We start from the raw sequence: 17873 nt of genomic DNA, 5'->3' as shown, positions 1-17873 counted from the left end.
CGCGTGAGCGAGCAGACGGAACAGAATCAGCGCGGCGTCGTGATCGTCGGCGCCGGAATGGCCGGGGTGCAGACCGCGGTCGCCCTGCGCGAACAGGGCTTCACGGGCCCCGTGACCCTGCTGGGAGCCGAACCCCACCAGCCCTACGACCGGCCCCCGCTGTCCAAGGCGGTGCTCCTCGGCAAGGCCGAGGACTCCGCCTTCGACGTGGACTTCGAAGGCCTGGGCATCGCGCTCCGCCTCGGGACGGAGGTCACCGGGCTGCGGGCCGCCGACCGCGAACTGGACACCGAGGCCGGACCGGTCCCGTACGAGGTCCTTGTCCTCGCGACCGGAGCGCAGCCGCTGACCCTGCCCGGCGCCGAGGGCGTCCCGGGCGTCCACCTGCTGCGCACGCTGGACGACGCGGCGCGGCTGCGCCCGGTCCTGGCGGCCGCGTCCCGGGTCGTGGTCGTCGGCGCCGGCTGGATCGGGGCGGAGTTCGCCACCGCTGCCCGGGAGGCCGGCTGCGCGGTGACCGTCGTCGAGGCGGCGGAGCGGGTGCTGGCGGGCGCCCTGCCCGGCGAGGTCGCCGAGCCGATGGCGCGCTGGTACGGGCAGGCCGGCGCCGAGCTGATCACCGGCGCGATGGTGGCCGGCGTCGAGGAGGGGCGGGTCCTCCTCGCGGACGGGCGCGCCCTGCCCGCCGACGCGGTGGTCGTGGGGATCGGCGCACGGCCCGCCACCGGATGGCTGGCCGGGTCTGGCGTGGAACGCGGCGCCGACGGCTCGGTCACCGCCGACGCGCACCTGCTGACCTCCCTGCCGGGGGTGTACGCGGTCGGCGACTGCGCCTCCTTCCCGTCCGGGCGGTACGGGGCGCGGCTGCTCGTGCACCACTGGGACAACGCGCTCCAGGGACCGCGGGCGGTCGCGGCGAACATCCTCGCCGGGGAGCCCACCGCGGTCTACGACCCGGTGCCGTACTTCTGGTCCGAGCAGTTCGGGCGCTTCGTGCAGTACGCCGGCCACCACGGCGGGGCCGACACCCTGGTGTGGCGCGGGGACCCGGCCGAGGAGGCCTGGTCGGTGTGCTGGCTGCGCGACGGCGCCCTGGCCGCGGTCCTCGCGGTCGGCCGCCCCCGCGACCTGGCGCAGGGCCGCAAGCTGATCGAGACGGGCGCCCCGGTCGACCCGGCGAAGGTCGCCGACCCGGGCACCCCGCTGAAATCGGCCACCGCGTAGCCGCGGTCCGGGCGGGGGCGTGCCACGGACGGTCCGCCCGGGTACCGGCTGTCGGTGGGAGGTGGCAGGCTTGGCCTGTGACCGAGATTGACGCAAAGATCGATTCCCTCGTCCCCGACTGGCTCTACCTCCCCGACATCGCGGAGATGCTCGACGTCGAGGTGACGAGGGTCCGCCAGATGGTCAAGGAAGGGCAGCTCATCGCCGTGCGCCGGGGCGAGAACCGGGCCCTGCAGGTTCCGGCCCCCTTCATCGACGGCGACAAGGTGGTCAAGGGCCTCGTCGGCCTGCTGACCGTCCTGCGCGACGACGGGTTCTCCGACGAGGAGATCCTGGAGTGGCTCTTCACCGCCGACCCGACCCTGCCCGGCACCCCCGCCCAGGCGCTGAGCGAGAATCGCGGCACGGAGGTGAAGCGCCGCGCTCAGGCGCTCGCCCTCTGACCTGATCCGCAGTAGCTCCACCGCGGTGTACGGGCCCCCGCGCCCGTACACCGCCTCCACACGGGGGGTACACCCATGCAGCTGTCCGACGCCCGGCTCTACCTGTGCACGGACGCCCGCAAGCGCCAGGGTGACCTCCCCGACTTCCTCGACGCCGTCCTGGCCGGGGGCGTGGACATCGTCCAACTCCGCGACAAGGGCATGGAGGCGGGCGAGGAACTCGAACACCTCCAGGTGTTCGCCGAGGCCGCGCGCCGCCACGGCCGGCTCCTCGCCGTGAACGACCGCGCCGACGTCGCCCACGCCATCGGCTCCGACGTCCTGCACCTCGGGCAGGGCGACATCCCCGTCCCCGCGGCCCGCGCCATCCTCGGCGGACAGGTGCTCATCGGCCGCTCCTGCCACGCGGAGGACGAGGTCGCCGCGGCCGCCGCCGAACCGGGCGTGGACTACTTCTGCACCGGGCCCTGCTGGCCCACCCCCACCAAGCCCGGCCGCCACGCCCCCGGCCTGGACCTGGTCCGCTACGCGGCCTCCCTGCGGCAGGACCGGCCCTGGTTCGCCATCGGCGGCATCGACGCCACGAACCTGGACGAGGTGCTGGACGCCGGCGCCACCCGCGTCGTGGTCGTCCGCGCGCTCACCGAGGCCTCCGACCCCGGTGCCGCCGCCGCGGACCTCGCCAAGCGGGTCCGGGCCCGCCTCGGCTGAGCCCCGGCCCGACGGACGGCTCCCGTCCGCCCGGACAGCCGGCGACGACCGTGGCAGACGGTGGCATTCCGCGCCGCCATACCCCGTAGAAGCCACTTCCGGCCAGAGGCACGGCCACCGGTGTCCAAAAACGTGTCCAAAAGGCGGACGCCGCTTCGGGGAGCGCCGGGGCGCGTCTAACCTGCCCACATGGCCTCTGGTACCGCTTCCACCTGGTCGGACCGCGCACACACGGTCCGCGACCTCCTCGCGTCCGGGCGCTCGTACTCCTTCGAGTTCTGGGCCCCGAAGACCGAGAAGGGCGAACGCAACCTCTGGAACGCCCTCCGCCGGGTCGAGGCGGTATCCCCGAGCTTCGTCTCCGTGACCTACGGAGCCGGCGGCTCCACCCGCGGCGGCACCGTCAAGGCCACCCAGGAGATCGCGGCGGACACCACGCTGACCCCGGTCGCGCACCTGACCGCCGTGGACCACTCCATCGCCGAGCTGCGCCACGTCATCGGCCAGTTCGCCGACGCCGGGATCCGCAACATGCTCGCCCTGCGCGGAGACCCGCCGGGCGACCCGATGGCCGAGTGGGTGGCCCACCCCGAGGGCGTGCACTACGCGGCCGACCTGGTGCGGCTGCTCAAGGAGTCGGGGGACTTCTGCGTCGGTGTCGCGGCCTTCCCCGAGATGCACCCGCGCTCCGCGGACTGGGATACGGACATCCGGCACTTCGTGGACAAGTGCCGCGCAGGCGCCGACTATGCGATCACCCAGATGTTCTTCGATCCCGAGAATTATCTTCGGCTGCGCGACAGCGTCGAGAAGGCGGGCTGCGACACCCCGATCATCCCCGAGGTCATGCCTGTTGTGGGCATCAAGCAGCTCGACCGACTGCCCCAGCTGAGCACCGCGGTCTTCCCCGCGGACGTGAAAGAGCGCATGCTCGCCGTCAAGGACGACCCGGCCGCTGTACGCTCCATTGGCATCGAGTTCGCCACGGAGTTCTGCGCGCGGCTGCTGTCCGAAGGTGTACCGGGACTGCACTTCATCACGCTGAACAATTCCACGGCGACTCTCGAGATCTACGAGAACCTGGGCCTGCACCAGCGGGCTTGACCGGCCGTACCCGTGTGACGGCCGTACCGAGAGGGGCCTTGCATGGGTATGACGGTCCTCTACATCGCGTTCGGAATCGTCGCGTTGTGGCTGCTTGCCGAGGTACTGATGCAGTACAAGGCCCGGCTCCGCTGGCGCCTGCTCGCCTTCGCCGGCTTCCTCGGCGTGGTCGCCGGCGTGATACTGCCCTCGGTGCCGGTCATCGGCGCCGGCGCGGCGGCGTTCGCCGTGGGCCAGACCCTGGTCACGCTCTCCTTCCGCAAGGGATTCGTCGCAGGCTGGGCGCTGCGCCGCGGCGGGGAGCCCGTGCGGCAGGCCAGACGCCGCAGAGGTGGGACCTCCACGCCGGAACCGGCGCTCCAGGTCACCGCCCTCGAGTACGGCGACACGGACGGGGCCTCGGAGGAGCGGCCGTTCCAGGCCCCGGCCGAAGAGGTCTACAGCCCGCAGCCCGTGCCCGAGGACACCGGGTCCTACGGCATACAGAGTTTCGCGACCCCGGCCCCCGAGGCCGACCGGACGGCGGCCTTCGCCTCGCCGTTCACCACCGCCGAGCAGGACGCCCACCAGTACGCGGCGTACTACGACCAGCACAACCAGGGCGGTTACGACTACTCCGGCGGCTACCCGACGGGCGAGCAGCAGCAGGTCTACGCCGCCTACTCGGACCCGTACATCGGCACCGGCGGCGCCGTCGTCCCGCCCCAGCCGTACGACTACACCCCGTACGCCGACTACGGCCAGCAGCAGTACTCCACGGACACCCCGCCCGGCGGCGTCTGGGTCCCCCAGCAGCGGTCCACCGACGGGGCGGGCCAGTCCTACCCGGCGGACGGGCAGGGCGAGCCGCCGCAGCAGTACCCGTACCCGCAGCAGGGCGAGTACGAGCAGTACCGCTACTGAGCCGGCCGGGCCCGCGGCCGGGTCACTGGGAGCCGCGGAAGTCCGCGCCCTCCACGATCAGCCCGGCCACCAGGGCCCCGGTCATCCCGGCGTGCGCGAGCCCGCCGCCGGGGTGCGCCCAGCCGCCCGCCAGGTACAGCCCGGGCACGCCCGTGGCGTTCGCCGGGTACAGCAGCCGGCCCCCCGCACCCGCGAGCGCGGGCGGGGGCACCGCGCCGCCCACCGCACCGGTCGCCGCCTCGACGTCGGCCGGGGTGCGCACCTCCTGCCACAACAGCCGCTCCTGCAGGCCCTGTACGGCCTTCTCCGCGAGCTTCAGCAGCTCCCCGGGCTCCGAGGTCCCCGGGCCGTGCACGGCGCTCACGGTGACCGCCTCGTGCTCCGCGTCCGGCCGGGTGGCGGGATCGTCCGGCCGCATGACGGCGACCTGCGCCCCGGCCGAGTGCACGAGGGTGCGGTGGACGGTCCCCGCGGGGCGGGCGCCGCGCAGCGCGAGGAGCAGAGTGATCCGGCCGGGCACGCCGTCGCCGCGGGCCGGCACCGCCCCGGCGGGCCACGGCAGCGAGCCGGCCGGCAGCCGCCGCGGGTCGATCCCGCAGACGACGGAGTCGGCGGCCGCCTCCGTGCCGTCGGCCAGCAGCAGGCCGGCCGCCCGGCCGCCCCGGACCAGCACCTCCCGCACCTCCGCCCCGAAGACGAAGGCGACCTTCCGCTCCAGGCAGCGCTCGTACACCGCGGTGGCCAGCGCCCGCATCCCGCCGCGCACGTACCAGCTGCCGAAGGTCTGCTCCATGTACGGCAGCACGGCGGCCGAGCCGGGAGCGGTGGCGGGGTCGAGGCCGTAGCCGCGGACCACGCCGGTCAGCACCTCCGCGAGGGGCCCGCCCAGCTCCCGCCCGGCCACCTCGGCGAGGGTCGGGCTGCGGCGGCGGAGCAGGCCGCTGCGGCGCACGGCCGGGTAGGGGTCGCCGCCCAGCGCCTGCCGGGCGCCGTCCCGCAGGGGTTCCTCCAGCAGCGGGCGGCGGGTGGCGTCCCAGACGTCCCGGGCGCGGCCCAGCACGGCGTTCCAGCGCTCGCCGGCGCCCTGGCCGAAGGCGCCGTCGAGGGCGGCGGCGACTCCGCCGTGCGAGGCGCCCGGGAGGGTGACATCGATGCCGTGGCCGGGCAGGACGTGCCGCACGGCCGGGTTCACCTGCGCCATGTCGACGCAGTCCGCCAGGGACCGCTTGCCGGTCTTCACGAAGAGGTCGCGGTAGACGGCGGGCAGGTGCAGCAGCCCGGGCCCGGTGTCGAAGGCGAAGCCGTCGCGCTCGTACCGGCCCACGGCCCCGCCGTAGGTCGCGCTCCGCTCGTACACCGTCACCCGGTGCCCCGCCACGGCCAGCCGGGCCGCCGTCGCCATCGCGCCCATGCCGGCGCCGATCACCGCAATTCGTGCCATGCGGCCGAGCCTATGACCCCGTACGGGCGCCCGCGCTCAGCGGGGTGGCGCCGCCGTGGCCTCACGGGCCTCGGCGGCCAGCCGCTTCTCCTCGCGGCGCTGGGCCCGGCGGCGAAGGAAGCGGCGGATCCGGCTCCAGAGGAAGACCACTATGGCCAGTCCGACGACCAGCAGGGAGCCCGCGATGATCGCGGCGGGGACGGGGTGGAAGATCGCGAAGGTGACGAGGCCCGCCACGCCGAGGTCCTCGGCGATGCTCATCGCCACGTTGGTGAACGGCTCGGGCGAGGTGTTGATCGCCATCCGGGTGCCGGCCTTCACGAAATGGCTGGCCAGCGCTGTGGTGCCGCCGACCGCCCCGGCGGTGATGTCGGAGAGCGAGCCGCTCTGTCCGGCCAGCAGGGCGCCGATCACCGCACCCGCCACCGGGCGGATCACGGTGTGGACGCCGTCCCATATCGAGTCGACGTACGGGATCTTGTCGGCGACGGCCTCGCAGAGGAAGAGCACGGCGGCGACGATCAGCACGTCCGTGCGCTGCAGCGACGCGGGGACCTCGTCGGTCAGGCCGGTACGGCCGAAGATGCCGAGCAGGAGGACCACGGCGTAGGCGTTGATCCCGCTGGCCCAGCCGCTGGTGAAGACCAGGGGGAGCACACTCATCGGATCATCATGCCGTACGGCGGCACGCGCCGACCGGAGGTGGGCGCAGAACGGTGAGGGGACGGTCGCACGGCGGCGGCCATCCCCTCACTCACGTGTTCCCGGGGCTACTGCCCCTGCTCGTCACGGCGGCGCTGCCACCGGTCCTCGATGCGGTTCATCATCGACCGACGCTGCCGGTTGTGGCCGCGGGCCGAACCGCCGGTACTTCCGGAGACGGGCTGCTCGCCGGGCTTGGGTGCCTTGCGCCAACCGGTGACCACCAGGACCGTACATCCCAGCATGACGAGGAAGCCCACCACGCTGATCCACAGCACGTTCGGAATGATCACACCGGTCATGAGGAGCGCGATACCCACCACAATGCCTGCGGCTGCCTGGTAGACCCGTCGCCGGGTGTACGTACGCAGGCCGCTTCCCTCAAGCGCTGTCGCGAACTTGGGGTCTTCGGCGTACAGCGCTCGCTCCATCTGCTCGAGCATTCGCTGCTCGTGCTCCGAGAGCGGCACGGGAGTCCTCCTCATCCGTCGGTCGCGGGGGTAGCGACCAGGGGTCCCCTTCAGGATAGGCGGGGAATCGCCCCCGTGACACCCGCCCTCGACGCACACGTTCCAAAATGACAAAGCACAGAGACAGAGCCGGTAAAGCCACTGCGTGAAAACCGTACCGCCGCGGGAGCGGTCACTGAGGCCGTTATTCCCCAATGGCCCGTTCACCATGCCGGTCACTGCTCCCGATCATACGGGGCGGACCGGCCGAACGGAGGGTGAGCGGCAGACTCTGTGCGCGCAAGAGCAGCAGTTCAGGCCTGCTTCTCGCCAAGGACGTGCAGCTGCGTGGCCACCGCGTGGAAGGCGGGCAGCTCCGCCGCGGCCTCCTCCAGACGCAGCAGCGCCTCCACCGCTCCCGGCTCGGTGTCCACCAGGACACCCGGGACGAGGTCGGCGAAGATCCGCACGCCGTGCACCGCGCCGACCGCCAGGCCGGTGTCGGCGACCAGCTCGGAGAGCTGCCCGGCGGTGAACCGGCGCGGTACCGGGTCGCCGGAGCCCCAGCGGCCGGCCGGGTCGGTGAGGGCGGTACGGGCCTCCGTGAAGTGCCCGGCCAGCGCGCGGGCGAGCACGGCCCCGCCGAGGCCGGCGGCGAGCAGGCTGAGCGTGCCGCCGGGCCGCAGGGCCGCCGCCACGTTGGCGACGCCCTCGGCCGGGTCGTCCACGTACTCCAGGACGCCGTGGCAGAGCACCACGTCGTACGCACCCTGCTCGACCACGTCCAACAGGCCCTGGGCGTCGCCCTGGACGCCGCGGACCAGGTCGGCGACGCCGGCCTCGGACACCCGGCGCTCCAGCCCGAACAGCGCGTTCGGGCTGGGGTCGACCACGGTGACCCGGTGGCCCAGGCGGGCCACCGGCACGGCGAACTTGCCGGTGCCGCCGCCGGTGTCGAGCACGTCCAGCACGTCCCGTCCGGTCGCCTTCACCCGGCGGTCGAGCGCCTCCTTGAGGACCTCCCACACCACGGCGGTGCGGAGGGAGGCACGGGGGCGGGAAGTGTCCGACACGGCTGATGGCTCCTCGGCGAGGGAAGGGTGAGCGGTCCGTGCCCCACCCTATTGCCTTCCGCAGGCGGGCAGGTCATCCCGCGTCCGGACGCTCCGGCCGTGGCTGCGGCAAGGTCTGCGCCGGGTTCTGGGGCGGTGTCCGGTCGGGTGCCCGGACGGCGAGCATCCGCTCCACCAGGCGCAGGAACATCGAGGCGGCGCGCAACAGGTCGTCCGCGTCCCGGGCGCTGGCCGCGTCCGGTATCCCCGCCTCGGCCCGGGCCCGGCGGGCGGCGCCGGAGGCGAAGAGCGCGCTCCACTCGGCCAGCTCCGGCGCCAGCTCCGGCAGCACCTCCCACGCGCTGCGGATCCGGGGCCGCCGCCGCGGGGACACCGGCTCGGGGCGGGCGCGCGCCGCGAGCACGGCCGCGGCGGTGCGCAGCGCGGAGAGGTGTGCGGTGGCGTAGCGCTCGTTGGGCCGGGTCAGCCGGGCGGCCTCGGCCAGGCCGCTGTGGGCCTTGGCGAGGAGGTCGAGGGCAGCCGGCGGGGCCGCCGACTTCCGCAGGACGGGGTGGACAGGGGACGGGGACGGTGTGGCCATGACGAACCTCCTGTCGATGCGTTGTGCGTTGCCCCCATCGTGACGGGCCCCACTGACAATCAGCCTGACCTGCATGTTTTCCGTCAAATGCAGAGCAACTGCCCCCTCCTGCACACCTGGTGCGGAATGAGGTGGTAGTTTTTGAACTGACCGGTCAGTTCAAAAAGAAGGGGGACGGCGTGGACAGCCCGCACGGCGCGGCCGTCAAGGCCGAGGACTTCGGACTCAAGGGACCGCGCGGCTGGGCCTTCCGGGGGATCGGCCTCGACGCGGCGCCCGGCTCGCTCATCGCGGTCGAAGGCCCCTCCGGCAGCGGCCGGACCTGCCTGCTCCTGGCCCTCACCGGCCGGATGAAGCCCACCGAGGGCCACGCCGAGGTCGGCCTTCACCGGCTGCCGAAGAAGATGGCCGCGGTCCGCAGGATCGCCGGTCTCGGCCCGGTTCCCGGGGTCAACGACCTCGACCAGTCCCTCACCGTCGCCGAGCAGCTGCGCGAGGGCGCGCTGCTCCAGCGCCACTACGGCGCCCCGATCCGTTCCCTGCTCCGGTCCCGGGCCGAGCGCCGCGCCACCGCCGCCGCCCGGATCGAGGCCGCCCTGGAAGCCGCCGGACTGGATCTGGCCACGCTGCCCAAGGGTGAGCGCACCACCGTCCGGGACCTGGAACGCCTGGAGTCCATACGGCTGTCGGTCGCCATCGCCCTGCTCGGCTCGCCGCAGCTGCTGGCCCTCGACGACCTCGACATCAAGCTCTCGGACACCGAACGCACCGAGGTCTGGGCCCTGCTCCGCTCGATCGCCGCCCGGGGGATCACCGTCCTCGCGGTGTGCAGCGAGGCCCCCGCCGACGCCGTGGTCCTGCGGACCGGCCCGGCGCAGGACGGCGGCGCGCCGGACACGAAACCGTCGAGCGGCGCCGCCGGCACCGCGAAGGCGAAAGCGGAAGCGGAACCGGACGCGAAGGCAGAAGCGGAACCGGACGTGAAGAAGGCCTCCGGCACGAAGAAGACCGCGGGCACGAAGAAGGACTCCGGCCCGAAGAAGGACGCGGACACCGGAGCCGAGGACGGCGCGGAATCCGGGCCCGGCGCCGGCGCCGGCACGACCGACAACGACGACACGAAGGGGGCGGACGATGCGCTCGCCGAAGCTGGCCGCGCTTGAGCTGAAGCGGTTCGGGCGGGGGAAGCTGCCCCGGGCCGCACTCGTCGCGCTGCTCCTGCTGCCGCTGCTCTACGGAGCCCTGTACCTCTGGTCCTTCTGGGACCCGTACAGCCGCCTCGACAGGGTGCCCGTCGCCCTCGTCAACTCCGACCGGGGCGCGACCGTCGACGGCAAGCACCTGGACGCGGGCGGTGAGATCACCAAGAAGCTCCGCGACAGCAAGACCTTCGACTGGCGGGAGGTGAGCGCCGAGAAGGCGGCCAAGGGCCTGGAGGACGGTTCGTACTACCTGACCCTGACCATGCCGGCCGACTTCAGCGAGAAGATCGCCTCCAGCTCGGGCGACGACCCCGCCACAGGAGCCCTGCAGGTCCGCACCAACGACGCCAACAACTACGTCGTCGGCTCGATCTCGCGCTCCGTCTTCTCCGAGGTCCGCTCGGCGGCGTCCGCCAACGCCTCCCGCGGTTTCCTCGACAAGATCTTCGTCAGCTTCTCCGACCTGCACGACAAGACCGCCGAGGCCGCCGACGGCGCCGACAAGCTCAAGGACGGGGCCGGTAAGGCCCAGGAGGGCGCCAAGGAGCTCGCCGACGGCCTCGACACCGCCGGGGAGAAGAGCGGCGAGCTCAACAGCGGACTGAAGAAGCTCAACACGGCCGCCGCCAAGCTGGAGACCGGCACGCGGGACGTCGCGAACGGCACCCAGGCCGTCGCCGACAAGGTCAACGGCGCCGCCGACAAGGCCCGCCCCTTCGTCAAGGACCCCAAGAGCCTCGCGGCCACCGCCGAGCTGGTCGCCGACAGCGCGAAGGTGGTCAAGAACCACCTCGACAAGTTCGTGGAGAAGGCCCCGGCCGCCGCGGCCGTCGCCAAGCGGGCCTCCACCGGAGCCGACGCCTACTACACCAAGCACTGCGTCACCCCCGGCGCCGAACCGCACCTCGCCTCCTGCCCCGAGCTGAAGAGGGTCCGGGACGACACGGCCGAGGCCGCCGAACTCAGCGGTGACGTCAGCACCCTGGCCAAGAACGCCGGCGGCGACGTGGCCACGCTCCGCACCCAGCTGACCGACCTGGAGAACAAGGCCCGCGAGCTCGCCGACAAGGCCCCCCACCTCGCGAGCGACCTCGACGCGGCCGTCGTCAAGGTCAACGCCCTCAACACCGGCGCCCACAAGGTCGCCACCGGCATGTCCCAGCTGCACACCGGCCTCGGCACCGCCACCACCGGCTCCGGCGCCCTCACCGACGGCGTCGGCAAGCTCGGCGACGGCGCCCACCGCCTCGACGGCGGCATGTACAAGCTCGTCGACGGCACCGGCGAGCTCGCCGGCGGCCTGCACGAGGGCGTGGGCAAGATCCCCGACTACGACCAGCAGCAGCGGGACGCCCGCACCGAGGTCATGGCCGACCCGATCAAGCTCGCCAACCAGTCCCTGCACAAGGCGCCCAACTACGGCACCGGCTTCGCGCCCTACTTCATCCCGCTGTCCCTCTGGGTCGGCGCGATGGTCGCCTACATGCTGATCACCCCGATGAACAAGCGGGCCCTGTCCGCGGGCGCCTCGCCCTGGCGGATCGCCCTCGCCGGCTGGCTGCCGGTCATGGGCATCGGCGCCGCCCAGGTCACCCTGCTGATGTCCGTCCTGCACTGGGCTCCGGGCCTCGGCCTCAAGATGGCCAACCCGGTCCTCACCGTCGGCTTCCTGCTGCTGGTCACCGGCTGCTTCGCGGCTATCATCCAGTGGCTCAACGCCAAGTTCGGCGCGGCCGGGCGGATCCTCGTCCTCGCCGTCCTGATGCTCCAGCTGACCTCGGCCGGCGGCACCTACCCCGTCCAGACCAGTCCGGACTTCTTCAACGCCGTCCACCCGTATCTGCCGATGTCGTACGTCGTGGAGAGCCTGCGCCGCCTCATCACCGGCGGCGACCTCACCCCGGTCTGGCAGGGCAGCCTGGTCCTGGTGGCCTTCACGGTCGGAGCCCTCGCGCTGACCGCGCTCGCCGCCCGGGGCAAGCAGGTGTGGACCATGGACAGACTGCACCCGGAACTGAGCCTGTAGGGATGTGTTGACCTGTGACAATCAGCGCCATGGACAGCAGCAGCACCGGTACGGGTACCGGCGGGGGCCGTCGTGCGGCCACCCGGCAGAAGCTCTACGAAGCGGCCGTCACCCTGATCGCCGAGAAGGGCTTCTCCGCGACCACGGTCGATGAGATCGCCGAGCGGGCGGGCGTGGCGAAGGGCACGGTCTACTACAACTTCGCGAGCAAGAACGAGCTGTTCGAGGAGCTGCTGCGGCACGGCGTCGGACTGCTGACGGCATCGCTGCGGACCTCGGCGGAGGAGACCGAGGCGCGCGGCGGCAGCCGGGTCGAGGCGCTCGACGCGATGATCCGGGCGGGCCTGGTCTTCATCGACCGCTACCCGGCCTTCACCCAGCTGTACGTCGCCGAGCTGTGGCGCACCAACCGCACCTGGCAGTCCACCCTGATGGTGGTCCGCCAGGAGGCGGTGGCCGTCGTGGAGAAGGTGCTGCGCGAGGGCGTCGAGCGCGGGGAGCTCAGCTCCGAGATCGACGTGCAGCTCACCGCCGCCGCGCTGGTGGGCATGGTGCTGGTGGCCGCCCTGGACTGGCAGTCCTTCCAGCGGGAGCGGTCCCTCGACGACGTGCACTCGGCGCTGTCGCTGCTGCTGCGCGGCCGGGTCAGCGGAAACCGCTGACCGGCGCGGCACCCCCCAGTCGGCGGTGCCGCGCGGGCGCGCCGGCCCGTACAACTGGTGGGGCCCGCCGCGGCCGCTGAGTATCCGTACCTAGGTGTGGAAATGAGTACGCACGCGGATGGGCTCCCACCTGCGCGGACGCCAGACTGGGAGCCACGGACAGGAGAGACCCGGTCCGCACCGCCGACACGGGGCTGCGGAGCGGACCGGGTACCTCCATCCGGAACCGGGGGAGGTGCGGGGGACCGACCCGGTGGGAGAAGCGCGGACGCGGCGGGGCCCGGGGGGATCGGGCCTCGCCGCGTTCTCGCGTCCGCGGGTTCGGCAGGCTCTCGGTGCCGGGTGCGGCGCCGTCGCGGGGGCGCTGCCCCCGAGCCCCCGCGCATCGAACGCCGGCGGGGCTGAAAGCCGGAAGGGCGCCTCAGCCCCCGGCGCTGGTAGCGCGCCGGGGGCTGGGGACTAGCCGCGGCCCCGGAGGGGGAGGCGGAGGGCCGTCAGGCGGGCCGATGCCGCCGAGGCCAGTGCCGACCAGCGGGCCGTGACCGCCCAGGAGATCCGGCTCGCCGAGCGCGGCAGCAGCAGGGCGCGCAGCCGGGTCGGGCGGCCCGCCGCGGCCAGCAGGCCCGCACGGGCCGCCAGTACGTCGTCCGCCAGGCCCGCGTACGAGACCTCCGCGCCCGGCGGCGCGTAGAGGGCCCGCTCCACGGCACCCGCCACCCGGTGCACCGCCGCGGCGGCTTCCGGCTCCAGACGGCCCAGATCCACGACCCGGTCCGCCGCCCGGCGGGGCGACAGCGCCTCGTCCGGCGCCACGCCCACGTCCCAGGCGGCGTCGCCCAGTTCGCGCCAGGCCGCCAGGACCTCCCCGGTGCCCAGCCGGCGGGCCCGCAGCCGGCTGCGCCACAGCAGCGGGAGCAGCGGCAGGCCCAGGACCGCGACCACGACCGCCGTCCAGCCGAGGACCGTCGCCACCGACGGCCCGTCGTCGCCGGCCGCGCTCTGCTGCGGGGCGGTCGCTCCGCACTCGCCGAGTTTCTTCAGCTCGGGCGGGCACTCGGCGGACATCGAGGGCGCAGGCGCCGGCTGCACCGCGCCCTGCGAGGGCACGGGCGCGGGCGCGGACGGCTGGGTCGCCGGGGCCTGCGTGCGGGAGTAGTCCGGCACGTTGAGGCCCGACCGGGGCGTCGGCTCGAACCGGGTCCAGCCCACGCCCTGGAAGTACAGCTCGGGCCAGGCGTGCGCGTCCCGCATCGACACGTTCACGACGCCGTCCGACTGCTTCTCGCCGGGGGTGAAGCCCACCGCGACCCTGGCCGGGATGCCCAGCGTGCGGGACATCGCCGCCATCGAGAACGCGAAGTGGATGCAGAAGCCCTCCTTGTCGGCGAGGAACCGGGCGACGGCCTGCGGCCCCGTCCCCGAGGCGGTCTGCGTGTCGTAGCGGAACCCGCCGCTCACGGCGAAGAAGTCCTGGAGCTTCACCGCGCGCGAGTAGTCGTCCTTCGTCCCCTGCGTCACCTGGCGGGCGGTCTCGGCGACCACGGGCGGCAGGTTGTCCGGAACCTTCGTGTACTCCTCCCGGAACGCCGGGTCCGGCGCCGGGGCCTTCTGGAGCTGCTGCGCGGTCGGCTTCAGCAGCAGGCTGCGCACCTTGTACTCGGCGCCCTGGACGGTCTGGTACTTGTCCCGGCCCAGCTGGTCGCCGACCAGGGTCCGGCCGACCGGCTCGAACCGCCACTTCCCGTCGATCTCCACCGCGGTCGCCGGGTACGGCATGGGGAGGTAGCGCTGGTTGTAGCCGTCGGACGCCGTGATGTTCGTGGTCACCTCGCTGGAGCCGAGGCGGACCTGGTCACCGAGACCGGGCGGGACCGGCATCTGCTGCGGCACGTCGGTCAGGGCCCGGCCGGACGCCTCCCACTTGGAGCCGTTGAACTCGTCCAGGGCCAGGATGCGCAGGTACTGGTCCCCCTGCTGCGGGCTGTCCGTTCGGTACCGCAGCACCACACGGTTGTCCTGCGCGTTCAGGTTGCTCTGCAGGGAGACCAGCGGGTTGACCGCCGAGATGGTGCCGCCGGAGCCGCCGGCGCCCTCGCCGTCCTGCGGACCGCCCAGCAGGCCGTCGTCGAGGGCGGGCAGCACCGCCGGCACCGCCAGCGCCAGGCCCAGGGCCAGGGCGCCGATCCGGCGGCCGAACCGCACCGGGGCCGTCGCCTGGACGTTCCCGCTGCTGATGCCGGAGTCGGCCGTTCCGCGTCCGCGCGGTGCCGAGCCGAAGACCCGCCCCCACTGGGCGAGCCGGTCGCGGCCCTCGCAGAGCAGCAGCATCAGGTATCCGCAGCCCGCCAGGAGGAAGGAGAACCAGGAGGCCTCCCCGCCGCCCGACAGGCCCGCGGCGACCGAGTACAGCGCGAGCAGCGGCAGCCCGGCCGCGGCGGCCGTGCGGGCCGTCACCGCCAGCAGGTCCACCAGCAGGCCGATCAGCAGGACCCCGGACACCAGCAGCAGCTGGATGCCGTCCGTCAGCGGGGCCGGTATCGCGTACTCGCCCACGTCGTGGACGCCCTGTGCGAACAGCGAGCCGAAGTCCGTCACGAAGTAGGCCAGCGGTCCGCTGCCGGTGGACTCGACCTTGCCCGCGAAGAGCAGCGCGAGCAGCAGCAGCGACACCAGCAGCTGCGCGCCCACGGTCAGTGAGCGCGCCAGCGGCACCCGCCGGGCCCCCGCCCCCACCGCGCTCTGCACGGCCAGCAGCAGCGCGGCCTGGAGCAGCCAGGCCTGCGATTCCACCAGCGGGCTCAGCGACCACGAGGTGAGCAGCGTCGCGAGTGCCGCGAAGACCGTCAGTTTCGCCCGTCCGCTCATTCCCGGCCTCCGCTCGTTCCCGTACCGACCCGCGCGGTCCCGGCCTGTCGCCACAGCTCGCCGAAGGCCACGCCCGGAGTGGCGGCCAGCGCGGTCCAGCCCGCGTCGCGCAGTCTGCGCAGCCGCTCCTCCAGCGGGACCACGTCGTGTCCGGGCACGGGCCGTCCGCCCCAGGCCCCGGTGTCCAGTACGAAGGCCACCGCGCCGGAGGCGCGCTGGCGCATCCTGGCCGCCAGTTCGGTCTGTACGTCGTCCAGGTCGCCGAAGAAGGCGATGAGGAGCCCGTCCCCGCCGCCTTCGCCGTAGCCGCCGCCGCGCACCGCGTCGTAGGCCCGGGAGAGTCCGGCGCCGTCGGAGTGCCCGACGACGGCGAGGGTGTCCATCATCAGCCCGGCGGCCTCGGCGGACTCCTGCCCGCCGGCGGAGAACCCGCCGCCGCCCTCGCCGGGCACCGCGTTGCCGGTGTCGGTGAGCAGCCGTGCGGAGAAGCCCTGTTCCAGGACGTGCACGAGGCTGGAGGCGGCCGCGGAGACGGCCCATTCGAAGGCGGAGTCGGGGCCCGCGCCGTCGAAGGCGAGGCGGCGGGTGTCGAGCAGGACGGTGGCCCTGCTGCGCTGGGGCTGTTCCTCGCGGCGGACCATCAGCTCGCCGTAGCGGGCGGTGGAGCGCCAGTGCACGCGGCGCAGGTCGTCGCCGCGCCGGTAGCCGCGCGGGATCACGTCGTCGTCGCCGGCCAGGGCCAGGGAGCGGCGGCTCCCGTCGCCGTAGCCGTTGGACTCGCCGGCCAGCCGGACCGGGGGCAGGGGTTCGGTGCGCGGTATGACGGTGAGGGTGTCGTAGGTGCTGAAGGAGCGCGTCAGCTCGACCAGCCCGAAGGGGTCGGTCAGCCGCAGCTGGAGCGGGCCCAGCGGGTACCGGCCGCGCAGGTCGGAGCGGACCCGGTAGGACACCTCGCGGCGGCCGCCGGGCTCGACCCGGTCCAGGACGAACCGCGGACGCGGACCCAGTACGTAGGGCACCCGGTCCTGGAGCATCAGCAGGCCGGTGGGCAGCCGGGAGACGTTGTCCATGCGCAGCTGCACCCGGGCCTCGGCGCCCGCGGGCACCCGCCCGGGGGTCAGCCGGCGGCTCCCGGAGACCCGGTAGCGGGTGCGGTGCAGGGCGTAGACGCAGATCAGCGGCAGGAGGGCGAGGAGCAGGCCGACGCGCAGCAGTGCGCCCTGGCCGAGGACGTAGGCGCAGGCGGCCGCGGCGATCCCGGCGGCCACGAACGAACGGCCGCGGGTGGTCAGCCCGGACAGTGAGGCGCGCAGTCCGCCGCCGTCCCCCGGGCCGCCGGCGCCGCGTGGGGCACCGGCACCCATCAGAAGCTCCGGGCGCCGGCGCCGGGCGGCATCTCGCCGCGGGCGTGCGCGGCCGGGACGGGGGTGCGCTGGAGGATCTCGCCGACGACCTGCTCGGAGGTGCGCCGGTTCAGCTGGGCCTGCGCGGTGGGCAGCAGCCGGTGCGCGAGGACCGGTGCGGCCAGCGACTGGACGTCGTCGGGCAGGACGTAGTCCCGGCCGGCGAGCGCGGCGGAGGCCTTCACGGCGCGCAGGAGGTGCAGGGTGGCCCGGGGTGAGGCGCCGAGCCGCAGGTCGGGGTGGCTGCGGGTGGCGGAGACCAGGTCGACGACGTAGCGCCGGACGGGCTCGGCGACGTAGACCTCGCGCACGGCCTCTATCAGCTTGACGATGTCATGGGCGTGCGCGACGGACTGGAGGTCGTCGAGCGGGTTGACCGCGCCGTGCACGTCGAGCATCTGGAGCTCGGCCTCGGGGCTGGGGTAGCCGACGGAGACGCGGGCCATGAAGCGGTCGCGCTGGGCCTCGGGCAGCGGGTAGGTGCCCTCCATCTCCACCGGGTTCTGGGTGGCGACGACCATGAAGGGGCTCGGCAGCGTGTAGGTGGTGCCGTCGATGGTGACCTGGCGTTCCTCCATCGACTCCAGCAGCGCGGACTGCGTCTTCGGCGAGGCGCGGTTGATCTCGTCGCCGATGACGATCTGCGCGAAGATCGCGCCCGGCTTGAACTCGAACTCGCGGCGCTGCTGGTCGTAGATGCTGACGCCCGTGATGTCGGACGGCAGCAGGTCCGGCGTGAACTGGATGCGCTGCACCGAGCAGTCGATGGACTTGGCCAGCGTCTTGGCGAGCATCGTCTTGCCCACGCCGGGAACGTCCTCGATCAGCAGGTGTCCCTCGGCGAGGAGCACGGTCAGCGCGAGGCGGACGACCTCGGGCTTGCCCTCGATCACGCTCTCGACCGACTGGCGGACCCGCTCCGCCGTGCTGGTCAGATCCGCGAGGCTCGCTCGATCGTCATACGTCGTCACCTGGTTCTCCTCGGCCCATTTCTCAGGGCCGACGCCCTTGGCGCATGACCGGCCCACCCCGAAACACGGACACCGGACCCGGGGTTTCCCGGGGGGTGTCTTCCCGCATTCTTG

Annotated in this window: 16 protein-coding genes; 8 read left to right on the top strand and 8 right to left on the bottom strand. The window is 73.5% G+C overall.

Features of this window, described 5'->3' with window-relative positions:
• The first annotated feature begins 3 nt into the window (after nucleotides 1-3).
• The 5 genes from E6U81_RS14600 to E6U81_RS14580 all read left to right on the top strand — a co-directional run bounded on the left by E6U81_RS14600 (nucleotide 4) and on the right by E6U81_RS14580 (nucleotide 4385).
• Nucleotides 4-1224 carry an FAD-dependent oxidoreductase gene (locus E6U81_RS14600; protein ID WP_136230514.1) on the top strand — a complete coding sequence of 407 codons (1221 nt, stop codon included), beginning with the start codon at nucleotides 4-6 and terminating at the stop codon, nucleotides 1222-1224.
• Nucleotides 1225-1301: 77 nt separating this feature from the next.
• On the top strand, nucleotides 1302-1667 hold the full coding sequence (locus tag E6U81_RS14595; protein WP_030663974.1) for an Rv2175c family DNA-binding protein: 366 nt from the start codon (nucleotides 1302-1304) through the stop codon (nucleotides 1665-1667).
• A 75-nt stretch (nucleotides 1668-1742) separates the two neighbouring features.
• Nucleotides 1743-2378, top strand: coding sequence for a thiamine phosphate synthase (gene thiE, locus E6U81_RS14590; RefSeq protein ID WP_136230513.1), 636 nt, complete (start codon nucleotides 1743-1745; stop codon nucleotides 2376-2378).
• Nucleotides 2379-2567: 189 nt separating this feature from the next.
• Complete coding sequence (gene metF / locus E6U81_RS14585) at nucleotides 2568-3482, top strand: methylenetetrahydrofolate reductase [NAD(P)H] (RefSeq protein WP_136230512.1); 915 nt, start codon at nucleotides 2568-2570, stop codon at nucleotides 3480-3482.
• Nucleotides 3483-3524: 42 nt separating this feature from the next.
• The gene (locus E6U81_RS14580; protein WP_168714632.1) at nucleotides 3525-4385 is read left to right on the top strand and encodes a hypothetical protein; all 861 of its coding nucleotides are present in this window, start codon (nucleotides 3525-3527) and stop codon (nucleotides 4383-4385) included.
• A 22-nt stretch (nucleotides 4386-4407) separates the two neighbouring features.
• Here the strand turns inward: E6U81_RS14580 and E6U81_RS14575 are convergent, their stop codons facing one another.
• From E6U81_RS14575 to E6U81_RS14555, 5 genes are all read right to left on the bottom strand, one after another.
• Nucleotides 4408-5826, bottom strand: a complete 1419-nt coding sequence (locus E6U81_RS14575; protein WP_136230511.1) for an NAD(P)/FAD-dependent oxidoreductase — start codon at nucleotides 5824-5826, stop codon at nucleotides 4408-4410.
• A 36-nt stretch (nucleotides 5827-5862) separates the two neighbouring features.
• On the bottom strand, nucleotides 5863-6489 hold the full coding sequence (locus E6U81_RS14570) for a DUF4126 domain-containing protein (RefSeq protein WP_136230510.1): 627 nt from the start codon (nucleotides 6487-6489) through the stop codon (nucleotides 5863-5865).
• Between the two features lie 107 nt (nucleotides 6490-6596).
• Nucleotides 6597-6998, bottom strand: coding sequence for a DUF3040 domain-containing protein (locus E6U81_RS14565; protein ID WP_136230509.1), 402 nt, complete (start codon nucleotides 6996-6998; stop codon nucleotides 6597-6599).
• A gap of 293 nt (nucleotides 6999-7291) precedes the next feature.
• A complete protein-coding gene (locus E6U81_RS14560) occupies nucleotides 7292-8050 on the bottom strand; it encodes a methyltransferase (RefSeq protein ID WP_136230508.1) in 759 nt (252 codons plus the stop codon).
• Nucleotides 8051-8123: 73 nt separating this feature from the next.
• On the bottom strand, nucleotides 8124-8630 hold the full coding sequence (locus E6U81_RS14555; RefSeq protein WP_136230507.1) for an SAV_6107 family HEPN domain-containing protein: 507 nt from the start codon (nucleotides 8628-8630) through the stop codon (nucleotides 8124-8126).
• 179 nt (nucleotides 8631-8809) lie between these two features.
• On the opposite strand from E6U81_RS14555, the gene E6U81_RS14550 reads away from it, so the two are divergent.
• Genes E6U81_RS14550 through E6U81_RS14540 form a run of 3 tightly spaced genes read left to right on the top strand, consistent with a single transcriptional unit; the run spans nucleotide 8810 to nucleotide 12520 of the window.
• The gene (locus tag E6U81_RS14550; protein WP_136230506.1) at nucleotides 8810-9793 is read left to right on the top strand and encodes an ATP-binding cassette domain-containing protein; all 984 of its coding nucleotides are present in this window, start codon (nucleotides 8810-8812) and stop codon (nucleotides 9791-9793) included.
• Nucleotides 9765-11858, top strand: coding sequence for a YhgE/Pip domain-containing protein (locus tag E6U81_RS14545; RefSeq protein ID WP_136230505.1), 2094 nt, complete (start codon nucleotides 9765-9767; stop codon nucleotides 11856-11858). The genes E6U81_RS14550 and E6U81_RS14545 overlap by 29 nt, the downstream gene beginning before the upstream one ends.
• 29 nt (nucleotides 11859-11887) lie before the next feature.
• Entirely contained in the window at nucleotides 11888-12520 is a 633-nt protein-coding gene (locus E6U81_RS14540; RefSeq protein ID WP_031149491.1) for a TetR/AcrR family transcriptional regulator, read from the top strand.
• A gap of 459 nt (nucleotides 12521-12979) precedes the next feature.
• On the opposite strand, the gene E6U81_RS14535 is transcribed toward E6U81_RS14540, so the two are convergent.
• Genes E6U81_RS14535 through E6U81_RS14525 form a run of 3 tightly spaced genes read right to left on the bottom strand, consistent with a single transcriptional unit; the run spans nucleotide 12980 to nucleotide 17759 of the window.
• Complete coding sequence (locus E6U81_RS14535) at nucleotides 12980-15385, bottom strand: DUF3488 and transglutaminase-like domain-containing protein (protein WP_136230504.1); 2406 nt, start codon at nucleotides 15383-15385, stop codon at nucleotides 12980-12982.
• A complete protein-coding gene (locus E6U81_RS14530) occupies nucleotides 15382-16749 on the bottom strand; it encodes a DUF58 domain-containing protein (RefSeq protein WP_136230503.1) in 1368 nt (455 codons plus the stop codon). The genes E6U81_RS14535 and E6U81_RS14530 overlap by 4 nt, the downstream gene beginning before the upstream one ends.
• Entirely contained in the window at nucleotides 16749-17759 is a 1011-nt protein-coding gene (locus E6U81_RS14525) for a MoxR family ATPase (protein ID WP_136230502.1), read from the bottom strand. Before E6U81_RS14525 ends, E6U81_RS14530 begins: the two co-directional genes overlap by 1 nt.
• Nucleotides 17760-17873 lie beyond the last annotated feature (114 nt).

This window comes from Streptomyces sp. A0592 (assembly GCF_004795115.1).
GTDB lineage: Bacteria > Actinomycetota > Actinomycetes > Streptomycetales > Streptomycetaceae > Streptomyces > Streptomyces erythrochromogenes.
This window is presented reverse-complemented; position numbering and strand designations above follow the sequence as displayed.